24 protein-coding genes, 1 tRNA gene and 1 pseudogene are annotated in these 23,374 nt (G+C 63.2%); 14 read left to right on the plus strand and 12 right to left on the minus strand.

The genetic code is table 11. From position 1 onward, the window contains the following. The first annotated feature begins 108 nt into the window (after positions 1 to 108). Positions 109 to 855, plus strand: a complete 747-nt coding sequence (locus FGW20_RS03485; protein ID WP_301676699.1) for a DUF128 domain-containing protein — start codon at positions 109 to 111, stop codon at positions 853 to 855. Here FGW20_RS03485 and FGW20_RS03490 read toward each other — a convergent pair. Further along, a complete protein-coding gene (locus FGW20_RS03490) occupies positions 849 to 1,640 on the minus strand; it encodes a TrmB family transcriptional regulator (RefSeq protein ID WP_301676700.1) in 792 nt (263 codons plus the stop codon). The genes FGW20_RS03485 and FGW20_RS03490 overlap by 7 nt on opposite strands. Before the next feature lie 91 nt (positions 1,641 to 1,731). Here FGW20_RS03490 and FGW20_RS03495 point away from each other — a divergent pair, with 91 nt between their 5' ends. Then, the gene (locus FGW20_RS03495) at positions 1,732 to 2,991 is read left to right on the plus strand and encodes a COG1361 S-layer family protein (protein ID WP_301676701.1); all 1,260 of its coding nucleotides are present in this window, start codon (positions 1,732 to 1,734) and stop codon (positions 2,989 to 2,991) included. Beyond that, positions 2,988 to 3,710: a glucose-6-phosphate isomerase family protein gene (locus FGW20_RS03500; protein ID WP_301676702.1), complete on the plus strand. Its 723-nt coding sequence runs from the start codon at positions 2,988 to 2,990 to the stop codon at positions 3,708 to 3,710. The genes FGW20_RS03495 and FGW20_RS03500 overlap by 4 nt, the downstream gene beginning before the upstream one ends. A 444-nt stretch (positions 3,711 to 4,154) precedes the next feature. Here the strand turns inward: FGW20_RS03500 and FGW20_RS03505 are convergent, their stop codons facing one another. Then, a complete protein-coding gene (locus tag FGW20_RS03505; protein WP_301676703.1) occupies positions 4,155 to 5,045 on the minus strand; it encodes a TIGR00269 family protein in 891 nt (296 codons plus the stop codon). 49 nt (positions 5,046 to 5,094) lie between these two features. Between FGW20_RS03505 and FGW20_RS03510 the strand changes: the two genes are divergently transcribed. From FGW20_RS03510 to thiL, 3 genes are read left to right on the plus strand one after another with little or no spacing between them, the layout of a single operon-like run. Beyond that, positions 5,095 to 5,952, plus strand: coding sequence for an RIO1 family regulatory kinase/ATPase domain-containing protein (locus FGW20_RS03510; protein ID WP_301676704.1), 858 nt, complete (start codon positions 5,095 to 5,097; stop codon positions 5,950 to 5,952). Continuing rightward, positions 5,949 to 7,901, plus strand: coding sequence for a DUF460 domain-containing protein (locus tag FGW20_RS03515; protein WP_301676705.1), 1,953 nt, complete (start codon positions 5,949 to 5,951; stop codon positions 7,899 to 7,901). Before FGW20_RS03510 ends, FGW20_RS03515 begins: the two co-directional genes overlap by 4 nt. Then, the gene (thiL, locus tag FGW20_RS03520; protein ID WP_301676706.1) at positions 7,894 to 8,760 is read left to right on the plus strand and encodes a thiamine-phosphate kinase; all 867 of its coding nucleotides are present in this window, start codon (positions 7,894 to 7,896) and stop codon (positions 8,758 to 8,760) included. The genes FGW20_RS03515 and thiL overlap by 8 nt, the downstream gene beginning before the upstream one ends. On the opposite strand, the gene FGW20_RS03525 is transcribed toward thiL, so the two are convergent. Further along, positions 8,757 to 9,542, minus strand: coding sequence for a YhfC family intramembrane metalloprotease (locus FGW20_RS03525; RefSeq protein WP_301676707.1), 786 nt, complete (start codon positions 9,540 to 9,542; stop codon positions 8,757 to 8,759). The two genes, thiL and FGW20_RS03525, sit on opposite strands and share 4 nt — an antisense overlap. Before the next feature lie 69 nt (positions 9,543 to 9,611). On the opposite strand from FGW20_RS03525, the gene FGW20_RS03530 reads away from it, so the two are divergent. Continuing rightward, complete coding sequence (locus tag FGW20_RS03530; protein WP_301676708.1) at positions 9,612 to 10,718, plus strand: acyltransferase family protein; 1,107 nt, start codon at positions 9,612 to 9,614, stop codon at positions 10,716 to 10,718. Here FGW20_RS03530 and FGW20_RS03535 read toward each other — a convergent pair. Beyond that, positions 10,690 to 11,100: pseudogene (locus FGW20_RS03535) on the minus strand (C-GCAxxG-C-C family protein); the annotation flags it as partial. The gene FGW20_RS03530 and the pseudogene FGW20_RS03535 sit on opposite strands and share 29 nt — an antisense overlap. Positions 11,101 to 11,287: 187 nt before the next feature. On the opposite strand from FGW20_RS03535, the gene FGW20_RS03540 reads away from it, so the two are divergent. After that, positions 11,288 to 12,466, plus strand: coding sequence for a WD40 repeat domain-containing protein (locus FGW20_RS03540; protein WP_301676709.1), 1,179 nt, complete (start codon positions 11,288 to 11,290; stop codon positions 12,464 to 12,466). A gap of 199 nt (positions 12,467 to 12,665) precedes the next feature. Next, positions 12,666 to 14,432, plus strand: a complete 1,767-nt coding sequence (locus FGW20_RS03545) for a CotH kinase family protein (RefSeq protein WP_301676710.1) — start codon at positions 12,666 to 12,668, stop codon at positions 14,430 to 14,432. Between the two features lie 376 nt (positions 14,433 to 14,808). Here FGW20_RS03545 and FGW20_RS03550 read toward each other — a convergent pair. The 4 genes from FGW20_RS03550 to FGW20_RS03565 form a co-directional block, all read right to left on the minus strand. Then, positions 14,809 to 14,880: transfer RNA gene (locus FGW20_RS03550), tRNA-Ala, on the minus strand. A gap of 22 nt (positions 14,881 to 14,902) precedes the next feature. After that, positions 14,903 to 15,916 (minus strand): transcription initiation factor IIB, encoded by a 1,014-nt coding sequence (locus FGW20_RS03555; protein ID WP_301676711.1) that lies wholly within the window; start codon positions 15,914 to 15,916, stop codon positions 14,903 to 14,905. A 338-nt stretch (positions 15,917 to 16,254) separates the two neighbouring features. Continuing rightward, positions 16,255 to 16,899 (minus strand): histidinol phosphate phosphatase domain-containing protein, encoded by a 645-nt coding sequence (locus FGW20_RS03560; protein ID WP_301676712.1) that lies wholly within the window; start codon positions 16,897 to 16,899, stop codon positions 16,255 to 16,257. A 5-nt stretch (positions 16,900 to 16,904) separates the two neighbouring features. After that, positions 16,905 to 17,177 carry a signal recognition particle subunit SRP19/SEC65 family protein gene (locus tag FGW20_RS03565; protein ID WP_301676713.1) on the minus strand — a complete coding sequence of 91 codons (273 nt, stop codon included), beginning with the start codon at positions 17,175 to 17,177 and terminating at the stop codon, positions 16,905 to 16,907. A gap of 55 nt (positions 17,178 to 17,232) precedes the next feature. Between FGW20_RS03565 and hypB the strand changes: the two genes are divergently transcribed. After that, positions 17,233 to 17,880, plus strand: a complete 648-nt coding sequence (gene hypB, locus FGW20_RS03570; RefSeq protein ID WP_301676714.1) for a hydrogenase nickel incorporation protein HypB — start codon at positions 17,233 to 17,235, stop codon at positions 17,878 to 17,880. A gap of 104 nt (positions 17,881 to 17,984) precedes the next feature. Then, on the plus strand, positions 17,985 to 18,362 hold the full coding sequence (locus FGW20_RS03575; protein ID WP_301676715.1) for a 30S ribosomal protein S8e: 378 nt from the start codon (positions 17,985 to 17,987) through the stop codon (positions 18,360 to 18,362). 18 nt (positions 18,363 to 18,380) lie between these two features. Here FGW20_RS03575 and FGW20_RS03580 read toward each other — a convergent pair whose 3' ends face one another. Then, the gene (locus FGW20_RS03580; RefSeq protein ID WP_301676716.1) at positions 18,381 to 18,719 is read right to left on the minus strand and encodes a DsrE family protein; all 339 of its coding nucleotides are present in this window, start codon (positions 18,717 to 18,719) and stop codon (positions 18,381 to 18,383) included. Continuing rightward, entirely contained in the window at positions 18,716 to 20,155 is a 1,440-nt protein-coding gene (locus FGW20_RS03585; RefSeq protein WP_301676717.1) for a bifunctional metallophosphatase/5'-nucleotidase, read from the minus strand. The genes FGW20_RS03580 and FGW20_RS03585 overlap by 4 nt, the downstream gene beginning before the upstream one ends. 89 nt (positions 20,156 to 20,244) lie before the next feature. On the opposite strand from FGW20_RS03585, the gene FGW20_RS03590 reads away from it, so the two are divergent. Together FGW20_RS03590 and FGW20_RS03595 are read left to right on the plus strand one after the other, a co-directional pair. Continuing rightward, positions 20,245 to 20,667 carry a hypothetical protein gene (locus tag FGW20_RS03590; RefSeq protein WP_301676718.1) on the plus strand — a complete coding sequence of 141 codons (423 nt, stop codon included), beginning with the start codon at positions 20,245 to 20,247 and terminating at the stop codon, positions 20,665 to 20,667. After that, positions 20,664 to 21,131 (plus strand): DUF2240 family protein, encoded by a 468-nt coding sequence (locus FGW20_RS03595; RefSeq protein WP_301676719.1) that lies wholly within the window; start codon positions 20,664 to 20,666, stop codon positions 21,129 to 21,131. The genes FGW20_RS03590 and FGW20_RS03595 overlap by 4 nt, the downstream gene beginning before the upstream one ends. A 30-nt stretch (positions 21,132 to 21,161) precedes the next feature. On the opposite strand, the gene tsaA is transcribed toward FGW20_RS03595, so the two are convergent. Then, positions 21,162 to 21,713 carry a tRNA (N6-threonylcarbamoyladenosine(37)-N6)-methyltransferase TrmO gene (tsaA, locus tag FGW20_RS03600; protein WP_301676720.1) on the minus strand — a complete coding sequence of 184 codons (552 nt, stop codon included), beginning with the start codon at positions 21,711 to 21,713 and terminating at the stop codon, positions 21,162 to 21,164. A gap of 139 nt (positions 21,714 to 21,852) precedes the next feature. On the opposite strand from tsaA, the gene FGW20_RS03605 reads away from it, so the two are divergent. Then, positions 21,853 to 22,851, plus strand: a complete 999-nt coding sequence (locus FGW20_RS03605) for a radical SAM protein (protein ID WP_301676721.1) — start codon at positions 21,853 to 21,855, stop codon at positions 22,849 to 22,851. A gap of 62 nt (positions 22,852 to 22,913) precedes the next feature. Here the strand turns inward: FGW20_RS03605 and FGW20_RS03610 are convergent, their stop codons facing one another. Continuing rightward, on the minus strand, positions 22,914 to 23,312 hold the full coding sequence (locus tag FGW20_RS03610; RefSeq protein ID WP_301676723.1) for a 30S ribosomal protein S6e: 399 nt from the start codon (positions 23,310 to 23,312) through the stop codon (positions 22,914 to 22,916). Positions 23,313 to 23,374 lie beyond the last annotated feature (62 nt).

A 23,374-nucleotide genomic window follows, 5' to 3' on the forward strand; every position in this document is an offset into this window, starting at 1 on the left:
GCAGGGGTACGGCCATCACTCTGCTTTGCCCTGTCCGGCACCAACCCGGATCCGCGGGAGCAGTTGGAAGGTAACACTTTATCCTCTGCAGGGCAAAGAGATCTGATAATGCACGCTCCCCTGAAGTTCACCAACCACCGCATCGAGGAGTACGCGCTCAAGGTGACCTACCGCCCGGAGGACGACACGGGGAAGATCATCTACAACCTCTCGCTCATCGAGAGCCGCGACCTTGAGTTCGCGCTCTCCGTCATGAAAGAGGCGCACAAACGGGGCATCACCATCAGCGACCGCCTCCTGGTCACCGGGCCCGGGGGGCAGGTCGGCGGCTACACCGTCCCGGACGGCCGGCACGCCGTCTGCACGATGTGCAGCATCACGCTCGACGCTCTTCTTCTCCAGCGCGGCATCCCGGAAAGCCCGATCGGGGGCGGGATCGTCGAGGTCGACGGGAGGGTTGCGCAACGGTTCACAAGCATGATCCTCTACCGCGACACCACGCTCGATCCGCTTGAGGTTCTCATCTCACAGGAGGCCACGTCGATCCTTGACGTCATGAACCACGGAAAGGGCAACATCCTTGCAAACATCAGAGAGTGCCACATGGAGGCCGAACAACTCCTGGGTGTGGTGCTCGACGAACTTGCGGCCATAGGGTTCTCCGGCATCCTCGATGTCGGCGCCCCGAATGTTCCCCTCCTGGGTGTCCCGGTTAGCCCGCAGTACGTGGGCGTGGCGATGGTCGGGGGCACGAACGCGATGGCGGCCGTCAGGGAGGCGGGAAAGCCGGTCGTGACCCGGGCGCTCAAAGGATTGATCGATATCCGGGAGATGGGCTACCTGGACGATTACTGAACCGCAGCCTTCGCCCACTCCGTGACGGTGGTGATATGCCGTCGCACAAACAGGACGAGCCCCTCGGACTCCGAGTAGAGGGCGGACGGCTGCCCGTCGACCGCGCCCATCCAGAGCAGCGCCCGGGAGTTGTCCACCAGAAAGACGCCCGACTGCTCATACGGCAACAGGTTCTCCGTCGGGAGACGGGTCTCGCGCAGCCCGGCAAGGGGAAGGATGTGGAGCCGGAACCGGGAAGGCTGCTCGCCTTCCCAGCGCTCGGTGACGATATCGACCGGCACGGGGTCGGGAGCGGATTCAAGCAGCGGGAGCACGCTCCCCTTGAGAATATCCCACGTCGCCAGCACCTCCACGCTCCGCTCCGCGCTCCCGAACATGCCGGCGAGGCGGGTTCTGATGTTCTCTTCGCCGTAGATCGTCCAGACCAGTTCCCGGTCGCCCCGGCCTTCCAGTTCCTTCTCGCGGTAAAAGACGTCGAGGGCCTCCCGGGCGCTCCGGGCATCGCTCTCGATCCGGCGCATCAGGTTCTCGACGCCCTGGTCGGGGGGAACCGCGTCGAAGCGTTTGGGCGTCGTGTGCGAGACGCTGACCAGTTCCTTCTGGACGAGCCGATCGAGAACCGGGTAGACGGATGCGCGCGGCACGCCGGAGATCTCGTGAACTTCCGTTGCAGTCGCGCCCGCTGTTCTGAGAAGCCCGATATACACGAGGGCTTCGTACTTCGTAAGTCCCAGCGATTTAAGAGATTCGAGGAGAGCGTTCGGAACGTCCCGGGGAGCCTTCATACCATCATGTATATATACTGTTTAGCAATAAATGTTGTTGCTAATATAACAACAAGGTGAAGAGATGCGTTGGCAATACCTACCCGTACTAATGCTCCTGCTGGCACTCCTGGTTGTCCCGGGAGCGGCGCAGGGCGTCAAGTACCTTTATGGAAGTCCTGAGCTGTCGGCAACGATTTCCGGCACCAATCAGTTCGCACCGGGTGCTGAGACCCCGCTTGCGGTTATCATATCCAACAGCGGCCTGAATACCCACAAGATCGTCGGCTCGACGCTTCTCACCCCCGAAGACCAGCCGAACACCGCAAAACTGGTCAGTGTGGGGCTCAAAGGCACCGATACACCGTTCACCGTCAAGACGGATCCCCAGTTCCTGAGCGACATCATGGGCGGGGCCTCCGCGACCGCCACGTTCGATGTGAAGATCGCGGATTCCGCGGAACCGGGCACCTACGTGCTGCCGCTCGAGGTGACCTATACCTACCTCGCGGATGCGGAAGAGTACGGGAGCGATCTCCTCCGCTACAACTACCAGCAGAAGACCGAGACCCTGCCGCTCGAAGTGCAGGTCACGCCCGACCTCCAGGTCGAGGTTCTTGATGTTCGCTCTGAGTCACTGAACGTCGGTACGGAAGGCTACGTCTACATGACCTTGAAGAACGCCGGACACGACACGGCGAACAAGGCGGTCGCGATGGTCACGAGAAGCGGCGCGAGCCCGCTCATCCCCACCGACGGGAACGCCTACGTCGGATCGTTCCAGCCGGGAGAGACGGTTGACGTGAAGTTCAAGGTCTCGGTCGCCGATACCGCCGAGCCGCAGTCGTACCCGCTGGACGTCGCGGTCACCTACGAGGACTACGAAGGGAAGACGGTGACCTCCCGGCCGGTGACGATCGGCCTTCCCATAGGTGGCAAGATCGCCTTCGAGGTCGTCTCGCCTCCGTCGACACTCTACCTGGGGCAGAAGAGCATCCTTGAAGTCGTGTACAAGAACTCCGGGGCGGCGACGGTCTACAATGCCCAGGCCCGGATCAGTGCCGTCGACCCCTTCACCAGCAGCGACGACACTGCCTTCCTCGGCGACCTCGCCCCGGGCCAGACCGCGACAGCACGGTTCGAGGTGAACGTCGACAACGATGGAACCGAAAAAGAATACGGGATCGACTCTGAGATCCGCTACCGCGACGACCTCGACAACAGCAAGATATCGGACAGCATGAAGGTGCGGGTCGCACTTGAGCAGAGGCAGGGCACGCTCTTCACCAATCCGGTCTTCCTCATCGCTGTTCTGGCCGTCATCATCGGTGCAGGGTATTATATATTCGTGTACCGTAAGAAACAGAGATGAACGGGTACTGGGACGGACCCAAACCGGAGCCGCAGGTAAGGACAATCGAGGAGATGCGGGAGGTTCTCGCAGATCCCGGCTGCACCTCCGACCAGCCTCTCTATTTTATGTACCGGGATCTCGCGAAGAGCGAGAGCGACCGGGAGTGGCTCCGGGAGCACCGCATCCGCTACGATATCACCGTCATTCCTGCCCGGACGCTCTGCGGGGAGTACGTCAAGACGAAGGGGCATTACCACACCGAGAACCCGGCAGGAGAACTCTACCCGGAGATCTACGAGGTGCTTGAGGGGACGGGGCACTACCTTCTCCAGACCCGCAATGCCGACGACGTGGTGATGATCGAGGGAACCGCCGGCGACAAGATCCTGATCCCGCCGGGATACGGTCACGTGACGATCAACCCCGGAAGGGAGGATCTCGTGATGGCGAACCTCGTCTCGTCGGAGTTCTCGAGCAACTACGGCCCCTACACAGACCTGAAGGGAGCCGCCTACTACGAGATGGAGGGCGGGGCGCTCGTGAAGAACCCGCGCTACCCCGACGCCCCGCCGGTGCGCTACTGCAACCCGGTGGAGGTTCCGGAACTCGGGATCGAGAAAGAGGTCGGGCTCTACGATCTCGTCGGGCGGCCGCGATCGGTCGCGTTCCTGAACCACCCCGAGCAGTTTATGGAGATCTTCACCGACGTTACGGGTGGATGTCTCGTGATGCGGTGAAGAGAGAAGGGGGCGGCGTTGCAGAGAGGGTCAAGCGCCGTTCACCTCTACCACCAGCCATTCTTTAGAACATCGCACATCCTGTAAACGGATTTTCAGTGGATATCGCCACGCACTGCCCCTGCCCCTTGGGGCGGGGTGCGATGCTCCGAAGGAGCGGAGCATGAGCACCGCAGGTGCGAATGAGGAGGCCGAAGGCCGGGTGGGGTGGGGGTTACAGTGTCACCTTATGTTACAGAGACAGGGGAGGGGGGCGAACCCCCCTCCCCGTCAGCCCCTCCCCACGTGGCGATATCCAGGACATATCGGTTGACGGGGTTACGCAAGTAGAACAGAATTCCCTCGGAATTCACTCTAAAAACAGATTACTTCCGAAAACGTCCTTTCTGACGCTTCACCCTCGCAGTTGGTAGACACACCTATCCGCTATCAGGCTCCTCCTACTCAGGATCGCCGAACCTCATCAAGCACCTGGCACGTCCGGCAGATCTTCCCGCACGGCTCCCCGCACCGCTCGCAGATCCGAAGCCCCTCCCCCTCGGGTCTCTCCGCCCCCCGGAGGGCCTCGCCGAGGTTCACGAGCGAGTACTTCGTCGCCGGGTGACGGTAGGTGTAGTCGTCGAGGATGCCGCGGACGTCGCCCCGGAGAGCGTCGCCCGCGTAGGGGCAGCCCGCGAGGTCGAAGCCCTCGACGTGGAGGAAGGCGTAAAGCGCCACCTCGCGCTCCGGGATGTACATGAACGGCTTGATCCGGGGAACCATCCCCTCCGCCTCCCGCATAGGACGGGTGAGCCGTTCCGCATCCCCCCGGAGGGCGTTCATCAGCACCGACTGGGCTTCGTCGTCCAGGTTGAACCCATAAGCGAACTTCGTGACGTCGTGTTCGCGGGCAATCCGGTTCATCAGCGCCCGCCGGAGCACACCGCAGTAGGAGCAGGAGAGCCCCGTCCCTTTCCGCGCCACGATCTCGTCGAGCGTGATCCTGTATTCGTCGGCAAACGTTGCCGTCACCCAGGGGACGCCCATGCTCTCGGCAATCTTCCTGGCCTGGTTCGGGTCGCGGTAGCCGGAGATCCCCTCGTCCACCGTGATCGCCATCAGCCGCACGTCCCGGCGCTCACCGAGGAGCCGGCGGAGGAAGAAGAGGACAGCGCTCGAGTCCTTGCCCCCCGAGAGCGCCACCGCCACCGTGTCCCCCGACTCGATCCAGCGGTGCTCCCGGATCGCCCGCTTCGCCTTCGCCTCGAAATCCCGGTTGAAGTGATGCTCGCAGAGGTGCAGCCCCGAGTATCGCTGGAAAATGACCGCGTCGCGGCGGCACTTGCTGCACTGCATGCGTTCTCGATCATCCTTTTATCGCCGCGCCACATAAATGGTGTAGAAGATGCCTGTTCCTGCAGAATACGTGCGATCCCTGCATACCTACGAACTCCGGATCCTGCTCGCTCTCGAACGCCTCATGCGCCGGTACCGGTGGGTGCCGCTCGAGGTGCTCAAGTCGGCCACCAGGTTCTCGGAGTCCGAGCTCTCCTACCGCCTGGGCAGGCTGATGGCCATGGATATGGTCCGGTACGAGAAGACCCCCTACGAGAGTTACGCGCTCGTCTTCAACGGCTACGACACTCTGGCCCTCCACACCCTCACCCGCCGGGGCACCGTCCAGGCGCTCGGGACGCTGATCGGGGTCGGGAAGGAGTCGGAGGTCTACGAGGCGATGGGCCTTGGAGTCGTGGTGCTGAAGTTCCACCGGGTCGGGCAGCGGTCGTTTCAGTCCGCCCGCGTAAAGCGCGGCTACATGCCGGAGGCCGGGCACTGCCCCTGGATATTCGCCTCCAGCAACTCGGCGAAGATGGAGTACGACGCTCTAAAGACCCTCCATCCCGCCGTCTCGGTGCCGCTCCCGATCGACCTGAACCGGCATATCGTGGCGATGTCGTTCGTGCCGGGCGTCAACCTCTCGCGGGCGACCCTCGAAGAGCCCGAATCGGTTCTCGACGAGATCCTCGACAACGTGCGGGAGGCCTACCGCCTCGGGATCGTCCACGGTGATTTGAGCGAGTTCAACGTCATGGTCGACGAAGGGCAGTGCTGGCTGATCGACTGGCCGCAGTGGGTGGAGACCGCCCACCCGAACGCCGGCGAGATCCTCAACCGGGACATCGAGAACATCCTCCAGTACTTCAAACGGAAATACGGCCTCGAGTACGCGTTCGACGAAGCACTGGCAAGGGTGGTGGAGTGAAGGTCTTCGGGATCGACATCATCAAAGGTTCGGTTCGTTCCCGTACCCGGCGGCCTGTCTACGCGCTCGCCCGGGTGGAGGACGGCGAGGTCCAGGGTGTCGAGGAGGTGACCGGGTTCCGGCTCCAGCGCCTCCTCGCCACCGAAGAGCCCGACATCCTCGCGGTGGACAGCCTCCAGGAGGTCGCCGCCGACCAGCGCGAACTCCACGTATTCCTCCAGTCGCTCCCGCCCGCAACAAAACTCGTCCAGGTGACCGGCGGCGAGAAGAAGGAGAGTCTCGGGAAGGTCGCCGCCCGCTACAACATCAGTTTCAACAAGTTCGACCCCTACGCCGAGGCCCGGACCACCGCCCGGGTGGCCGCGCTCGGGGCCGGCGTCGAGGTGATCGCGTTTGAGAACACCACCGACATCGTGGTGAGCAGGCACCGCTCGCCCGGCCGGGGCGGGTGGAGCCAGAACCGCTATGTCCGGAAGATCCACGGCGCTGTGCTGCAGAAGGCCCGGGAGATCGAGGGGCGGCTCCGCGGTGCCGGGCTCGACTACGAGAAGAAGGAGACGAAGGCCTTCGGCGGGTTCTCAAGGGTCGCCTTCCGGGTCAAGGCTCCCCGGGAGATGGTTCCAGTCCACTCCTCCCGCGGCGCCGACGTCCAGGTGCGGGTGGCAGGAAGGCAGCTCGACCGGATACGGTTCGAACCCCTCTCCGGCCGCCCCCGCTACCTGATCGTCGGGCTCGACCCGGGGACGACCACCGGCATCGCTGCCGTGGACCTTGACGGGAACCTGGTCCTCCTCACGAGTTCCCGGCAGATGACGATGTCCGATATCGTCGAGGAACTCTATCGTGCGGGAAAACCGCTCATCGTTGCCTCCGATGTCCAGCAGATGCCCTACTCGGTCGAGAAGATCCGGCGGGCGTTCAACGCCATCCCCTACACCCCGAAGCAGTCGCTCTCGGTGGAGGCGAAGTACGACCTGACCGCCCCGTTCTCTTACACGAACGACCACGAGCGCGACGCCCTCTCGGCGGCGCTGGACGCCTACCGGAGCCTCCAGAACAAGTTCAGGAACATCGCGAAGAGAGTGGGGGCGGGCTACGATCTCGACGAGGTGCGGGCGCGGGTGCTCCGCGGCCAGCCGCTCGACACCGTTCTTGCAGACCTGCAGGGGGTTCCGGCGGCGAAGAAGGAGGCGAAACCGGCGGCGGAGACCGAGCCGGAGCGGCCGGTCGAGGACGAGCGGGTGATGGCGCTCGACGGGATGGTGAAAAGGCTGCGCAGTTACGTGCAGGAACTGCAGGACGACCTCCGCGAACGCGACCGGGAGGCGGAGCAACTGCGGCAGGACGTGCGCCGGGCCCGTTCCGCGGCCGAGCGAAAGATCCGTCGGGACGCGGAACTGGCGGCGAAGGACGCGGCCATCGAGAGCCTGCGCGAACAGCTCCGGGGCGAGCGGCGGCGATCCCGGCGGCTGAAGAAACGCCTGGAGCGGATGCAGAAGGTCGCGAAACTCGAGGTCTCGGAAGATTACACCCCGCTCAAGGTGCTCGACTCCCTCACCCGCGAAGCGGTGCGGGCCCTCCAGGAGGAGATTGGCATCGCCGGAGAAGACGTCCTCTACGTCCCCCGGACTCACGGCTGGGGCCGCGGCGTGGTGAAGGACCTCGCGGGAACGGGCGTGCGGGCGCTGGTCGTCGGCGGGGAACCGCCCGACCCGCACCTGATCCGGGCCGCCCGGGAGTCCGATCTGCCCCTCCTCCCCGCGGAGACCGTCAGGCCGGAGATCCGCGGCAGGACCGGGGCGGCACTGACCGGTGCCCTCGATGAGGCGATCGCGGAATGGGAGGAGGAGCAAAAGGAATTCCGGCGCGAGCAGGAAGCCGAGCGGGTCGAGTATCTCTTCAAGGAGTACCGGAGCGAGCGGGAGAAGGAGGTGCGCCGCGGTGGATGAACGAGGCCTGCACCAACTGATCGGGACGATCATCGACCCGGAGCGACTCGAGGACGACTGCGCCGTCATCCCCTGTGGTGACCGTCTGATGGTCGCGAGCACTGATATGCTCCATGAGACGACCGATTTCCCCATCGGGATGACCGGGTGGCAGATGGGCTGGATGGCGACGGCGGTCACGCTCTCGGACGTCGCGAGCATGGGCGCGGCGCCGGGCGAGGTGCTCCTCGCGGTCGGCCTTGATACGCCGGAACGGCTCCGCGGGATCATGGAGGGCGCCCGGGACTGCTGTACGAGGTTCGGCGCCGAACTCGTGGGCGGCGACCTCGACGCTCACCAGGAACTGACGATCGTGAGCACGGGGCTCGGGCTCGTCGCCCCGGAACATCTCGTCCGGAGGCGGGGGGCGCGGCCGGGCGACGTCATCGCGGTCACCGGCCCGCTCGGGGAGGCCGAGGCCGCTCTCGCCGGCTACGACCGGCACGTAAAGGAACTCCTCGAACCGCAGCCCCGGGTTCGAGAGGGGCAGGCGCTCGGCCGTGCTGGGGTCTCGGGGATGATGGACATCTCCGACGGCCTTGCGCTCTCCCTCCACGATCTCCTGGCGGTGAACGACTGCGGGTTTGCCGTCGATACCGCCCGCCTCCCGCTCCCGGCAGGCGTCCCGGAGGACGAGGGGCGGGAGCTTGCCCTCTACGGCGGGGGGGACTTCGAACTCCTCTTTACCGCTCCTCCCGACATCCTTCCGGTTCCGGGGGTCGAGGCGCACGTCATCGGCGAGGTCATACCGGAGCGGACGGTCCTCGCGGACGGAGAGCCGCTCGAACGCCGGGGCTACCTGCACGAGTGGAAGGGCTAGGTCGCCGCCCTTACCCCCATCCGCCGCCACTCCCAGAGGATATACGCGAGGGCGAGCACCGCAAAGACGAAGATCACCGCCTCGGTCACCAGGATCCCCTGCGTCTGCGCGAGATAAACGGCGGCGGCGTCCACGGCGGCGTGCCAGAGGACGGCAAGCGCGAGGAGGGCCTTTCTGCCGTAGACAACGGCGGCAAGCACCATAAGCGACCAGGCGATATGCAACGTGATCGTCATCATCCGCTCGGCGAGACCGGGCAGGATGTCGAGCGGCGTGAGGGCCTGGACGGCCTCGATCTCTGCCTGGATGGCAGGATCGTCGGGCAGGGGGATCGCTCCCCCGTCGCCTGTGAGAAGGATGTAGGAGACCATGCTCGTGAGCACCAGGAGCGCGACGAAGATGCTCTCGATGCCGCCCCACCCGGCCCCGAATTGGAGGGCATTCTCCCGGGTGAGCGCGATCTCACGTCGCCCGAAGTAGTAGCGGTAGACGAGATAGCGCCCGATCTCCTCGAAAAGCCCGGCCATGAGGCCGAGGTAGACAGCGAGGCCGGCAAGGGCCACTGTTATCCCGGACGGCAGCAGTGCGAAATAGAGCGGATTCTGTGTAACGAGGACGAGCGGCGCGTGGACGATCTGTACGGCGATGAAGAAGAGGGCGCCGAGCACGAAAATCCGCCATGGGGCGCCGAACCTCCTGGCAATCCAGTATCCGAGCGCGAGCGGGACGGCGATCTCAAGCAGGGCGACGCCGGCGAACGTGGCGACAACGAGCGGATCCATAGGGGCAGAATATTTTGACTAAATATTTAACGATTGTCACTGTATAGTGAGGAAAGGATCCCGATAGCCATGAAAACAGAGCGCCCGGGGGCGGTCACCGAAGGCGGGAGCGTTCCGGGAGGCCGGTTCTCCAACAACTTCGATTTCCTGCGGTTCGCGGCGGCGGCGATGATCGTCTTTGCGCACGCCTACTCTCTCAGGCTCGGTTATGTCGGGATGGGGATGTATGACCCGGTCACACTCGTGGCGCAGGCAGGGCTCGCCGCCCTCCTCGTCACCAGCGGCTACCTGATCGCGATGAGCTGGGAGTCGACCGCATCGCCGCTCCGGTTCGCCTGGAAACGGTTTCTCCGGGTGGTTCCGGGTCTCGCCATCGCGATCTTCATCACGCTCTTCGTCATCGGCCCGCTGATGACGTCCCTTCCCCCGGGAGAATACTTCGCCGCCCTCTTCTCTCCGGCGGGCCTCGCTACCGCGCCGTTCTTCGAAGACGGATCGGCGATAGGCCTCTTCCAGGACAACCCGTGGACTTACGTCAACGGGTCGCTCTGGACGATACCCGTCGAGGTTCTGATGTACGGGGTCGTCGCGGCACTCGGGATCGCCGGGCTCCTGCGCCGGTGGGGCGCCTTCGCTGCCCTTGCCGCAGTAAACATCCTGGTCTGGATGTACTGGTTCGACGATCCCCGGATGGCGAAGGTCCGGTTCACCCTCTACTTCCTCGCCGGGGCCTTCCTCTACCTTCACCGCCACCGCATCGCCTACCAGCCGGTCGTCGCCGGGGCGCTGCTCCTGCTGCTCGGGTTCTCGGTGCTGACCCCCTATGTGACCGTCGCCGGGATGATTGCCATCCCGTACCTCACCATCTACGCCGCACACATCCCGATCCCGTTCCTGAGCACCTTCGGGAGACCGGGCGACTTCTCCTACGGCATCTACATCTACCACTACCCGGTTCAGCAGGCGCTGATCCAGGTCACGGCAAACGCGCTCCTCCTCCCGGCGCTCTTCGGGCTCTCGTTTGCGGTGACGTTTGCTCTCGCGTTCCTCTCCTGGCACGTCATCGAGAAGCCGGCTCTCGCGGCAAAGAACCTCGGCGCCGACGACCTGCGGCGGAGACTCAGGGTTCCGTCCCTTCCGGCGTTCCTCACTGCCTGGTGGATTGCCCGAAAGTGACGGACGCGAAAACCTCTTCGAGGATCTCGACCACATCTCTGACGCAGCGGGGGCAGATCGTCCGGGTGAGGTTCTGTTCGCGTGCCCGGGCAAGCCCTTCGCCGGTCGAGAGATCGCACCCGAGGAGTCCGGTGCAGGAGATGGTGCCGTTCTTCTCGACAAAACGGGTGACGAACTCCCGGGTGATGTCATAGGTCAGGTCTTTCGCCTCTTTCTCTTCGGGGCCGGTGCTCCCGAACAGGAGCCCGATGACGAGGATCACCCCCGAGACCGCTCCGCACATGCCGTTGGTATTCGCCACCCCGGCGCCGAACCCCGTGGCCGCACGGAGGATGACCTCTTTGGGAACCCCGGCGTCGCCCGCAAAAACCGAGCCGACTGGCTGTGCACAGTTTTAGCCCTGCATGAAGTGGGAGACCGCCTCGTCCGCCCTGATGCCCATGTGATCCGGAGATTACGCACCGTGGGTCGTCAACCTTCCGCAGCAGAACCCGATGCCGGAATGGTTTAAGAGCCCGCCCGAGAAAGTAGACGTATTCCGGGAATCCTTTCCCGGGCAGGGGCAAACCATGAAAAGAATTGCACTGATCATCGCCCTGATCGTCGCCATGGTTCCGGCGGCGGCCGGGGCGGAGGCCTCCTACCACGGCGTATCGACGGGAAGCATCGTCAACGACGTTGCGATAACCATTGACGGGAGGTATATGGTCGCGGGGACGAGCAGCGGGGGGATAGTCTGCCTGCACCGGGACGGCACCGTTCCCTGGAACGCGAGCGCTCCAGCTGCGGTGACCGCGGTTGCCGTCGCCGGTTCCGGGGACTACGTCGCCGCCGGAACCATGGGGGGCGACGTGCTCCTCTTCGACGGCAACGGTGGCCGCTACTGGACGAAGAGCGTCACGGGCCCCGTTCGCGACCTTGATTTCGCGGGTGACGGCCGATCGCTCGCGGTGGCGGGCGATCGCATCGTCCTCTTCACCAACCTCGGGAATGAGGAGTGGAACCGTGCCGTGCAGCCGGGCACCCGCTCCGGAGAGACCCCGCCGCACGTGACGTCCGTCGCGTTCAACCGCGACGGCAACTACATCGTTGCCGGGAGCAACAACGGTGTCATCCTCTTCATGAACAGGGAGGGGAACCTGATCTGGGAGGGGCTTGCCCGGGGCGCCGTCACCGCGGTTGACGCCTCCCGTGACGGATCGGTCGTCGCCGCCGGGGGCCGGGATCGCGTCCTCCAGGTTTACGGCCGGGCGGGGGCCCTCCCCTGGGCGCTTCCCACCGGAGCGCCGATCCTCGCGCTCGCCCTCTCTGGTGACGGGCGGTTCGTGGTCATCGGCAAGGAAAGCGGTGATGTGGAGTGCTACCGGCCGAACGACGCCCTCCTCTGGACGAACCGGACGGGAAGCAATGTCCCCGCCGTGGATGTCTCCCGGAGGGGTGAGGTTGTCGCGGCCGGGAATGCAGGTGGAACCATGTGCCTCTGGAACGGCAACGGCGACGCACGCTGGTCGTTCGACGCCGGTGCTCCCGTTGCGGCCGTCGCCCTCTCGGATAACGGTGACTACCTTGCGGCGGGTGCGGGCGAGCAGGCCTTCATCTTCCGGACGGCTGATGTGCCGGTGCCGGCGGTGACGGAAGTCAGGTGGGAAGACGCAACCCCCGCGACAACCCCGACTCAGGCCGCCGGGGCGGGTGCGCTCATCGGGCTCCTCGCCGTTACGGTCGCGGGCCGTCTCCTGCGCCGGTGACCCGGGAGAACGGGGGAATTTCCCGTTATCCCTGCAGTTTTTTTTTATAGACGTTCACCCCGCAACCAGCGGCATTGAGAAACAGCGTTACAGCCCCGTCGCCCTGACTGGCGGCACGGGTGATCGTGTACCCGGTGCTGCTTCGCTCGCTCTCCCTGCCCGGGAACCTTAATGTCGTCTGACGGTATGACTGCGACCCATGACGATGGATTCTGTGGCCGGCATACTCATCGTGTTGTCTCTAACAGCCTTCGCCATACCTATGGCTGCGGGACAGGAGAACGTGAGCGATCCGGGTTCCGGTGTGCAGAACCTGTACCTCTTCATGGACTGGAAGGATCTCGTCGATCTGTATACCCGTGGAGATGCATCCGATGAGCGGCTGGACGGTTACGTGCGGCTCTCTCCTGATGGCGAGGATATCGAACAGGAGGGGGTGCGCTTCCGGGGCACCTCTTCGCGGGAGTTGCCGAAGAAGTCGTTCAACATTCGGTTTAACGAATCTCAGGAGTTCCTCTTCGGCAGCACCGATATGAACCTGAAGGCCACCTACACCGATCCGACGATGATGCGGGAGAGGCTGTCCATGGACCTCTTCCACGATCTCGGGCAGCCGGCACCGAGAACGAGGTATTTCGACCTGTACATCAACGACATCTACGAAGGCCTGTACGTTCACGTAGAGCGGGTCGACGCGGATCTGCTCGCAAGCAACGGCCTGAACCCTGCGGGGACACTGGTCGCCGACGACTTTCGGGGCCATTACTATCTCGTGCCGGAGGTCAACCGCCTCTCGGTCTTCGGGTATCCCATCGACGAGCAGGACGATCCTGAAGCGTTTCTCGCAGAGACCATGGACAGCCGGGGCGAACCGGACTGGGGAGCGCTCCATGACCTCGTCGCCTGGGTCTACCGGACTCCTGCCGGTCCGGAGTTCGAAGAGGGGTTCATCGAGCGATTCGACGAGGAGAACTTCATCGACTGGCTGGCAATCCACTACCTCATCGGTGACGTCGACTCGTTCGGCGATGACTACTGGCTCTACCTGGACACCGATGACCCGGATGCGGGGTGGATGGTCATTCCCTGGGACAAGGATCTGACGTTCGGTTCGCATACCCGGAGAGACGCTACGGTCAACGACTATTTCGGGTACGAATCGGCGATAGCAAGCGGCTGGGACAACGACCTGGTGACGAAGTTCCTCGATACTCCCGCGCTCCGTGAACGGCTCAATACCCGCATGACGTTCCTGATGAACGAGGTCTTCACCGAAGACTACTATGCCGGGCAGCTCGTTCTTCACACAGAGACGATCGGAGACAGGCTGGACATCACGCCGGGAGAGGAGGTGTTCGCGCTGCACCCACAGAACCATCACGGCGATCTTGGCTACCTGGCGTACCATACCGAAACGATGCTGGACTTCGTACGGCTCCGGTACCAGTTCATCGAGAGAGCGATCTCGTCCGGCTCCGGGGAACCCTATACCGCCTCCGTCGAGATACCGGCGGAGCCTGAGGAGAGCGCCGTTTATTTCACCGACCCCGGCGGATGGGTGATTGCGACCTTCGAGATCTCGGAGGTGACGGAGCCGGGCACGATCACTGTTGCGGTGAACGAGACGGCCGAGAATCCCGGCATCGACCGGCGCTGGGAGTTCGATGCCGGCGACGCCGATGTCAGTGGCGAACTGACGCTCTACTACCGTAACGACGTCGAGTCGTGCTGTTTCCCGGTAGAAAACTGGTTTATCAGCGACGCGGCGGTGAGAGACGATGAGTATTCGCAGTGGGACCTGGAGATGGTTCTCGAGGACGGAGTCGGGAACCGGACGACGCTCGACACCTACGTCAACCCGTATTCGAACAAAGTGTCTGCAGACGTCTCGCTGCGGGGAACGACGTGGTTCGAGGTGGTGCTGCCGGATCAGGAGGAGCCGGAGAGGAACTTCACCTGGGGGTAGGCGAGGAGCGCCGCGAAAGAGAGTTACCCCCAACAAAACTTCGCGTTCTTCGCGGCTTCGCGTGAGGTGAAGTGTAGGGGGCAGCGACAAGGTCTCACGCGAAGAGCGCGAAGCCGCGAAGGGGGCTACGTCGTCTCTCAACCGAAGGGGCTGCGCCCCTTTCGAAACCCCCGGCGACCCACGGTCGCCTGAGAACCTAAGCAATACTCACAAAAAGGAACATCACAAAACAGAAGAATGGACCCGGCGGGATTTGAACCCGCGGCCTCTCTGTCCCAACCGAAGGGGCTGCGCCCCTTTCGAAACCCCCGGCGACCCACGGTCGCCCAGGAACCTAAGCAATACTCACAAAAAGGAACATCACAAAACAGAAGAATGGACCCGGCGGGATTTGAACCCGCGGCCTCTACGTTGCGAACGTAGCGATCTACCCCTGATCTACGAGCCCAAGGGTGTGAGATGATATGAGATCAGAGTATGATCTCGATATCTAATTTTTCTGCCAGCTCCTTATATCTGTTCCTGATCGTGACCTCGGTCACGCCTGCAACTTCGGCGACTTCGCGCTGGGTGCGCCGCTCTCCGCCGAGGATCGACGAGATGTAAATTGCGGCTGCAGCGACACCTGTTGGGCCTCTGCCGCTCGTAAGTTCGCGTTCGCCTGCCTGCCTGAGGATCTCGACTGCCCGGCTCTGGACCTCACCCTTCAGGTTCAGGCCCGAGCAGAAGCGCGGTACGTAATCGATCGGGGACGTCGGCAGGAGCTTTAACCCGAGCTCGCGGGAGATGAACCGGTAGGTGCGGCCGATCTCCTTACGGGACACACGGGATACCTCGGCAATCTCGTCGAGCGTCCGGGGGACGCTGCACTGCCGGCATGCCGCATAGAGTGCGGCCGCCGCGACGCCCTCGATACTCCGGCCGCGGATCAGGTTCTTGTCCACCGCGTCGCGGTAGACGACCGCCGCGGTCTCGCGCACGTTCCGGGGCAGGCCGAGCGCGGAGGCCATCCGGTCCAGTTCCGAGAGCGCGAACGCCAGGTTCCGCTCGGTCGCGTTCGAGACCCGGATACGCCGCTGCCACTTCCGGAGACGATAGAGCTGGGCGCGGTTCTTGCTCGAGATCGCGCGTCCGTAGGAGTCACGGTTCCGCCAGTCGATCATCGTCGAGAGACCCTTGTCGTGGATCGTGAACGTCATCGGTGCGCCGACACGGGAGCGCTTCATGCGCTGGTCGTGGTCGAATGCACGCCACTCGGGACCGCGGTCGATGAACTCCTCGTCAAGGACGAGACCGCAGTTCTGGCATACGAGTTCGGCACGCTCGTAGTCGTGGACGAGCTGGCGACTGCCGCACTCGGGGCAGACGGACTGAACGCTCTCTTCGGTGCGCTTCTTCTCCGTCTCCTTGATCTTTTGCTCCCCTCTCTTCTTCAGGGCCTCACGCTGCAACTGCAGCTGTTTCAATTTTTCTACTTCAGCCATCGATTATACACCTATCTTGCAAAGATTTTCTCGCCAACCTGTACGGAACAGCCGTTGTAGCAGAGGACTACGGCATAAGGCGATGATATATTCCCAAATATGTCAACAACCTTCCCTACGGGTTTTAACCGGCGATCCACAGCCTCGCTGTAGAGGCGGGGCAACTGTGCAGCATCACATCGCAAGATTAACAAGCGATTGCCGCAAACACTTATAGAACGACCGATTAACCGCAAACTGCAACCTCTAGGGGATACTATATCCGGGCGTATTTAGTAACGTATATATATTGACTGTATTGTTATAAAAACATTTTGCTAAATTATAAATACCACGTCTCACTTCTGAAGAAGCTGATTTATATCCTGTGAGAGAGCCTCCCGGGATTCCGCCTCCGTCAGCCCGGCGCCGAGCGCGACCGCCCGGCGTGCCTCCTTTGACATTAGATCGGACGGGCCATGCGTATCGGAATCGACCACGAGCCGGCACCCGGCCTCCCGCGCCACCCGCGCAACGTGACCGTTGGTGCGGTTATGCCCTCCCCTTGAGGTTATCTCGAGCGCCACCCCGTGTTCCGCGGCTACGCGCGCATCCTCGACCGTTATGAGCCCGGGATGGCCGAGCACGTCCACGTACTCGCACGCACAGGCGGCGCGGTTGGTTCCCGGGGCGACCGGCTCCACCACCGTCTCGCCGTGAACCACAACGATATCGGCACCGAACCTTTTCGCATCACGTGCAAACGCCGCTATCAGGGACGGCGGGACGTGGGTGAGTTCCACCCCGACGAGCAGGTTCACGCCGTAACACCGCGCCGACTCCCGGACGCTGCCAGTTGCCTCCACCAGGTGCCGGAGGTTCGAGGCGTCCGCGTGATCGGTGATCGCGAGCGTCTCGTAGCCGAGCACGGCGGCTCGGCGGATCAGCTCGGTTGGGAGGAGTTCGCCGTCGGAGAGGATGGTATGGGTGTGCAGGTCATACATCGCGGTCACTTCCGGCCGGCAAGACCGCTCGCAACCTTCCGGATCAGGTCTTCCTTGCTTCCCTCCCATTCCGCCACGATCCGGCCTTCGTGCTCCGCCCACCGGGCTGGGTGGTGGTGCTCCTCCACCCGGTGCGGAACCTTCATCTTGCGCAGGACGGCCTCGATGGCCGGGAGCTCCGGGGACTTCACGCCGAGGTTTTTAGCAACGCGACGTCCCTCCCGCCGCTCGAGCGTGGTGTCGAAGTAACAGGGGTACAGGATGCGTTCAGCGCTCATTGTTGTATGATCTGGGTGGTTAATCTATAAACAGATCATGATCACAGTACATACCATGCATCATATCGACGTCCACGTGGAGAAGGACATCTACGATGTCAACAACCGCCTGGCAGATGCCAACGCGGCCCACCTCAAGGACCACGACATCCGGGCGTTCGACCTTCTCGGCGCCATCGGGTCGGGGAAGACCGCCACGATCGAGCGCCTCGTGCCGCTTATCCGCGACCGGGGCCTCCGTGCCGGTGCGATCGCCGGGGACGTCTACGGCGATGACGACTTCAAGCGGATCGTCGGCCTCGGGGTCCCGGCTTACAATGCGAACACCGGGAAGGAGTGCCACCTCGACGCTCACCTGGTGGAGCACGCCATCGAGCACCTCCCGCTCGATGAGATCGACGTCCTCTTTATCGAGAACGTCGGCAACATGGTCTGCCCGACCGACTTCCGGTTGGGTGCCGAGAAGAGGATCGTCGTTGTCAGTTCAACAGAAGGAGACGACGTGGTGAACAAGCACCCGATGATGTTTCGGAGCAGCAACATCGGCGTCATCAACAAGGTCGACCTTGCCCCGTTCGTCGGCGCCGACCTCGACCGGATGGAGGCGGATATGCGCCGCTACAACCCGGAGATGAAGATCTTCAGGACGAACATGAAGACCGGGGAAGGGCTGGACGAGTTGCTGGACGCGATCCTCGCGTGATCAGCAGAGTTAAATATCCAGGTCCCGAATAGTTATAGCACTTTAACGAGAGATTGCTACCCCTGAAGGGTATTGCGTCCTCAGCAGAGTATATCGGTGGTCACATGCAGTGGCAAGGAAGATCAGTACGGAAGCCGTCGGGCGGACGCTACCACACCTCCCAGGGCAAGAAGAGAACGGAGATCGGAAGAGCTCCGGCAGAGACACATGTCGGTGAAGAGCGCAGGAGAATTATCCGTACCTATGGTGGCAACCAGAAGGTTCGGGCACTCCGGGTAGACTACGCAACGGTCTCGAACCCCACAACCGGCGAGACCAAGAAGGCGAAGATCGAGGCGGTCGAGGCGAACAGCGCCAACCCGAACTACGTCCGGCGGAAACTCCTGACGAAGGGCGCCGTCATCAAGACCGAGATGGGGCGCGCGCGGATCGTCAGCAGACCGAGCCAGGACGGTGTCGTCAACGCCGTCCTGCTCGTATAAGATCCCCTCCCCTTTTTTTCACGGCCTAAGATAGTGCCACCCTTCGGCCTGTCGGATTACCAGTTCCACGATGCCGGACGGGACGGTCCCAACGTAACCGGGGAAGTCTTTCTCCGACAGGTTCCGGGAACGAAGAGTGTTTTCGCAGACGACAAACAGCACTCCGCGACCTGCGAGCGGATCCATGAGGGCGACATTCGCACCGTCGGAACGGAGTCCTTCCACCCCGTCGGCATGGGCGACCACCTCCACCTCGGCACCTGCAAGACCCTCGACGAGGTTCTTTGTATTCCGCAGCGCAAGAGCCGCTTTCTCGCGCTCGTCCAGGTGGATGACGACCCGAGGGGAGGGGGTCATATCGCCGTCACGCTCCCGCGAAGTTCGGCGCTGACGGGGCCTTTCGAGAGGTAGCGTTCGAGCGCCTCAATCGCCCGAAGATCGAGGTTTTCCCGGTTCTTCCCGTACTTCGGCGGCACGCCCTGCCCGGTGACGAACGCCGCGTGGTAGACGGCGTCCGGGTCGAGCCTTTTGCCGGCCGCGAAGAACTCCTGGATCCGCAGGCCGGCCGGATTCTCTATCTTGCAGTAGAGGTTGACCCCCATGCACCGCTTCACGTAGCCGCCCATCTGCTGGTAGGGGTCGCGCGAAAAGGTCCGTTCCAGGTTCTCCTCCATCATCGCCTTGAGTTCCCGGCCGGTGATCTCGGTCGTCGAGACCGGGGGGTTCACCGGGATGATGTCCCAGAGATCGTTTTGGGTGACCGGGCCGGGCGGCACCGGGGCGCCGTACCGCCAGCCGTTCGAGAACGCCATCTCCGCACCCGTGACGTCGATGAGCGCCTGCAGGAGCAGGTTGTCCATCGTGGCTTCGAGAACCGTGTTCCGGTTAAGACCTGTCTGGGTCTCCCCGACGACCCGGGAGAGGTACTCGCGGTGGGGTTCCACGATCCCCTCGACCATCTCCTCGACCTCCGGGTGAGGCGGGATCTCCTCACCGACGACGATGAGTTCGTGGTCGAACTTCTTCACCCGCCGGTTCTCGACCGTAAGGTCGAGCCGCCCGAGGAAGGAGGCGTGACAGCCCGACTGGATGATGACGGTGTTGTTGACGACTGTCGGCTCGAAGAGGCGGTTGTGGGTATGCCCCGAGAGGAGGACGTCGATCCCGTCCGTCTCACGGGCGAGTTTCACCTCCTGGGGAAACCCGAGGTGGGATATCACCACGACGAGATCCACCCCCTCCTCGTCGCGGAGATGGGCGATGTGCCCCGGGAGTTCGGCGTTGCCGAGAGAGAAATGGATCCCCTTCGAGAATGAGTCCGGCATCACCTTGTCGACGATCGTAGCGGCGATGCCGATGACACCCACCTGCAGGTCTTCGGTCTCGCAGACCGTGTATGGGGGAAAGACCGGGTCGCCGGTCGCATCGTCGTAGCAGTTGTCGGCGAGGACCGGGTAATCAAGCCTCCCGGCAACCTTCTGGAACTGCTCTGGGCCGTAGGCGAACTCCCAGTGGGCGGTCATGGCGTCGAAGGCGAGAGTGTTCAGAACCGGGACAAGCGCTTCGCCCTCCGACCGGACGGCAGGGTAGGTTCCGTGGATGGTGTCGCCGCAGTCGAACGCGAGCACCCGGTCCGGTCGCTCGTCACGGACATCTTCGAGGAGCGCGGCAATCCGGGCATACCCGCCTGCCGTCCGGTACACCGGCGGCCCGCTGGTATAGAAGAGTTCCTGGTGCGGCTCCAGATACCCGTGCGAGTCGTTCATCTGCAGGAGCGTGAGGTGGTCGGTCATGGGTGCAGGAAGGGGAAGGCGTGCAGAAAACGTTTGCGCCTCCGGTGGGATCACATCCTTTTTACGTTCCGCAGACCTCAATTCTAGTGATGCGCCGGATATACCATCGTTTCCCTCAATCCATCGACCTCGACTTCGAACTCAACAGGCCGTTCCTGGAAGTCCTTGCCTGCATCGCACGGATGCACGACACCCATACTACCACACGGGGTGCCGACGGGCTCGTCAAGGAGCGGATGCTCATCCAGATCGCGGACGGGCGGACACAGTTCCTCGACCTGAACGACCTCGCGCCGCTCACCGAGAATGTCGCCGAAGCGGCGGACTTCAGGATCGACCTGCAGAGGACACTACTAACCCCTGAAAAGAAACTGCCGGTCAAGGAGAACGTCTTCTTCCTCCGGATCGTCGACAAAGGTGCGGTGACGGAGTGCTACATCGCGAAAGAGGGACGGCTCGGAGACCTGGACGCGATGGACCTGCGAACGATGCTCAAGGGTGCCTGCGAGTGAGCGTCAAGATTGCGGTTGCCGCGCCGTTCAAGCACATGCGTAAAGAGCGGCTGCAGAGGAGCGAGTTCGTCTTCTACATCGCCATCGACCGGAAGTGGATGAACAAGGAGCAGGCAAGCCAGCTCCTGGAGCGGGCGAAGTCGGAAGGGCTCATCGAGGTGGACGGGGGAGCCATTCGCCCGCTCTTCGACGTTGCCGATGTCTCGATACCGCTCGGGTTCAAGCCCACTTCCGACGTCCTCGCAACGGCGGAAAGCCCCTACGAGGAACTGATCGGGCGGATCGCCGCCGCGACGGAGAAGCCGCCCCAGGAGGTCGTCGCCGAACTCCACCGGATCGTCACCGACAACTTCGACGGTAACATCCGGGTGGAGGCGGCGGTGGTCATCCTCGCGAAGAAATACGGGGTGGCGTTCGACGACAAACTGCCCGCCCTGGAAAAATCGATCGCGAAGTCGCGATAACATATCTCTTTTTTCCTACCTGTGCAGGATTCACGCACACCGCTTGTCCACTTCGTTCATGAGTCCTTCCATCCACGCAGGAACCCGCACGTCGCCGTTCGGGTACTGGGCCGGGACGTAGGGTTTGATATCGATGACGGGACTGCCGTCGACGGCGTCGAGCCCGGTAACCTCGAGAACGTTCCCCCGCCGTGCGTGCAGCCCGACAACGGTTGCGAGCACGGGGTTGGGACGGGCGGGGCTGCAGGTCGAGAAGATCCCGGTCTTCGGAATATCTGTTCTGCCCATCGGGTGCACGCGGTCGACGGACCGGCTCTCTTCCGGCACTTTGTGCCCCCAGTAGAGCACCGTGATATGGGAATATTCTTCGATACCGTCAAGCAGCGCGATACGGTTTTCGTCAATGACGATCTCCGAAGCGGCCTCCTTCACGCTCCTGACGTGATCCCTGCTCGTTTCCGGCCCTTCCCGCATCGAGATGCCGTCTCTGCCGGAGACGAGGAAGGGTTCCTGTACGGTGCTCCGGACGACCCCCACGGGCCGCAGGCTCATGCCGCCGGGTTCGGGTGATGTCAAGTCCATGCCCATACGTTGGCACCCGTTCGCACCTTCGGTGCTCAAGCTCTGTTCCTGCGGAGCTTCGCCTCGCGAATAGTTGTACCGGAAATGACATCGACCGGCGTCCCAAAGGCTATCGTGCATGCCTGCGCCAGGGAGTAGTATGGAAGACCTCGAGTCCTGCCGCCTCTGCGAGTGGAGGTGCGGCGTCGACCGGCTCCGGGGCGAGCGGGGGGTGTGCCGCGTCGGCCGGGCGGAGGTGGCGGCGACGATGTGTTCGGGTTCTCTCGCAAGTTATATTGTCACCCTGCTCGGGTGCTGTTACCGCTGCCTCCACTGCAACGCCTACCGGATCTCGCAGTACCCCGACCCCGGCTGGCAGTATGCCGGTTATGTGCCCGCGGCGGCGCTGGTTGCCGACGCCCGGGACCGGATTGCTGCCTACAGGGGAGCCCGTATTCGGACGATCGGGTTTACGGGCGGCGACCCGATCATCCACCTCCCCTACATCGAAGAGGTGGCGGGCGAGGTGAAGCGGCAGGCCCTCGATCTCGGGATCGGGATATCGACCGGAGGGTTTGCGACGGAGGCGGCGATGGAACGGATCGTCGGCCTCTGCTGGACGATCACCCTCGAGATCAAGGCGTGGTCGGATCCGGTTCACCGCGCCCTCACGGGAGCGCCGGTGGCCCCGGTGCTCAGGAACGCGGAATACCTCGTGCGCGAGGGGAGAGACCGGATCAGGGTCTTTCGGACGGTGGTGATCCCCGGCATGACTGATGATGAGGTGGGCAGGATCGCGGCGTTCATCGCCTCGCTCGACCCGGGCGTGCCCTACCGGCTCATCGGCTTTCGACCGAACAACGTCCTCTACTACCACCCGGGGCCGTCGAGGGAGGAGATGGAGCGCCTCTGTGCGGTCTGCCGTGAGGCCGGGCTCGAGGACGTGGCCTGGAGCGGCTACTACCCTGAAGCGGTGCCGGACGAGGTCGCCGCCCGGGCGGCAGGGCTCACCGATGCATACGAAGGAGAGCCTGCTGCAGCGCTCACCGCCGCGTACGCAGCGGCGTGCGGGTGCCCGACCCATCCCCGCGACTGTGGGGCATGCCCTCTCCGCGACCGCTGCCCGGCCACGCTCAGGGAGCCCTGGCGCGGTCGGTAGAACGATGAGGATGCGGGCGGATCAACCCGGGAAAAACTGCTTCAGAAAAGATTGGGGCTGATTTATTCAGCCGCCGCCTCAGGCTGGCTGAAGTATTCTGCCAGGGGTTTTGCACCGCTCTGTTTCACGGCGGCGTTGATCTGAACAATATCGGCGCTGATCTCGTTGCCCCGCACCGATTTCCTGCGGCGCTCTCCGTCCATGACCGGGTGGAACCCGACGCCCTTGGAGAGGAGAAGCCTCCTCCTTGACGGGCCGGGCAGGTCGCGGCGTGCAGGAATGCCGGTCTTGTCCGTGGCGCCGGTGATCTTGATCGTGTAGCCCGCAAAGCCGAGGACGTCCCCGTTGATCTCGTCGCTGATGCGCTTGCCGATGAATGCTCCGGCGGTGGGGCCGGTCGCATCGATCTTATATGAACGCCCGGTCTCCGGGTCTGATAGAATGATTTTGAAATCTGCCATGTTGACGACTCCTTCGAAAGTACCTATACAATTTGAGAATATGGTATTAAAAGACTACCTCT

The organism is Methanoculleus methanifontis (assembly GCF_030464365.1).
Lineage (GTDB): Archaea > Halobacteriota > Methanomicrobia > Methanomicrobiales > Methanoculleaceae > Methanoculleus > Methanoculleus methanifontis.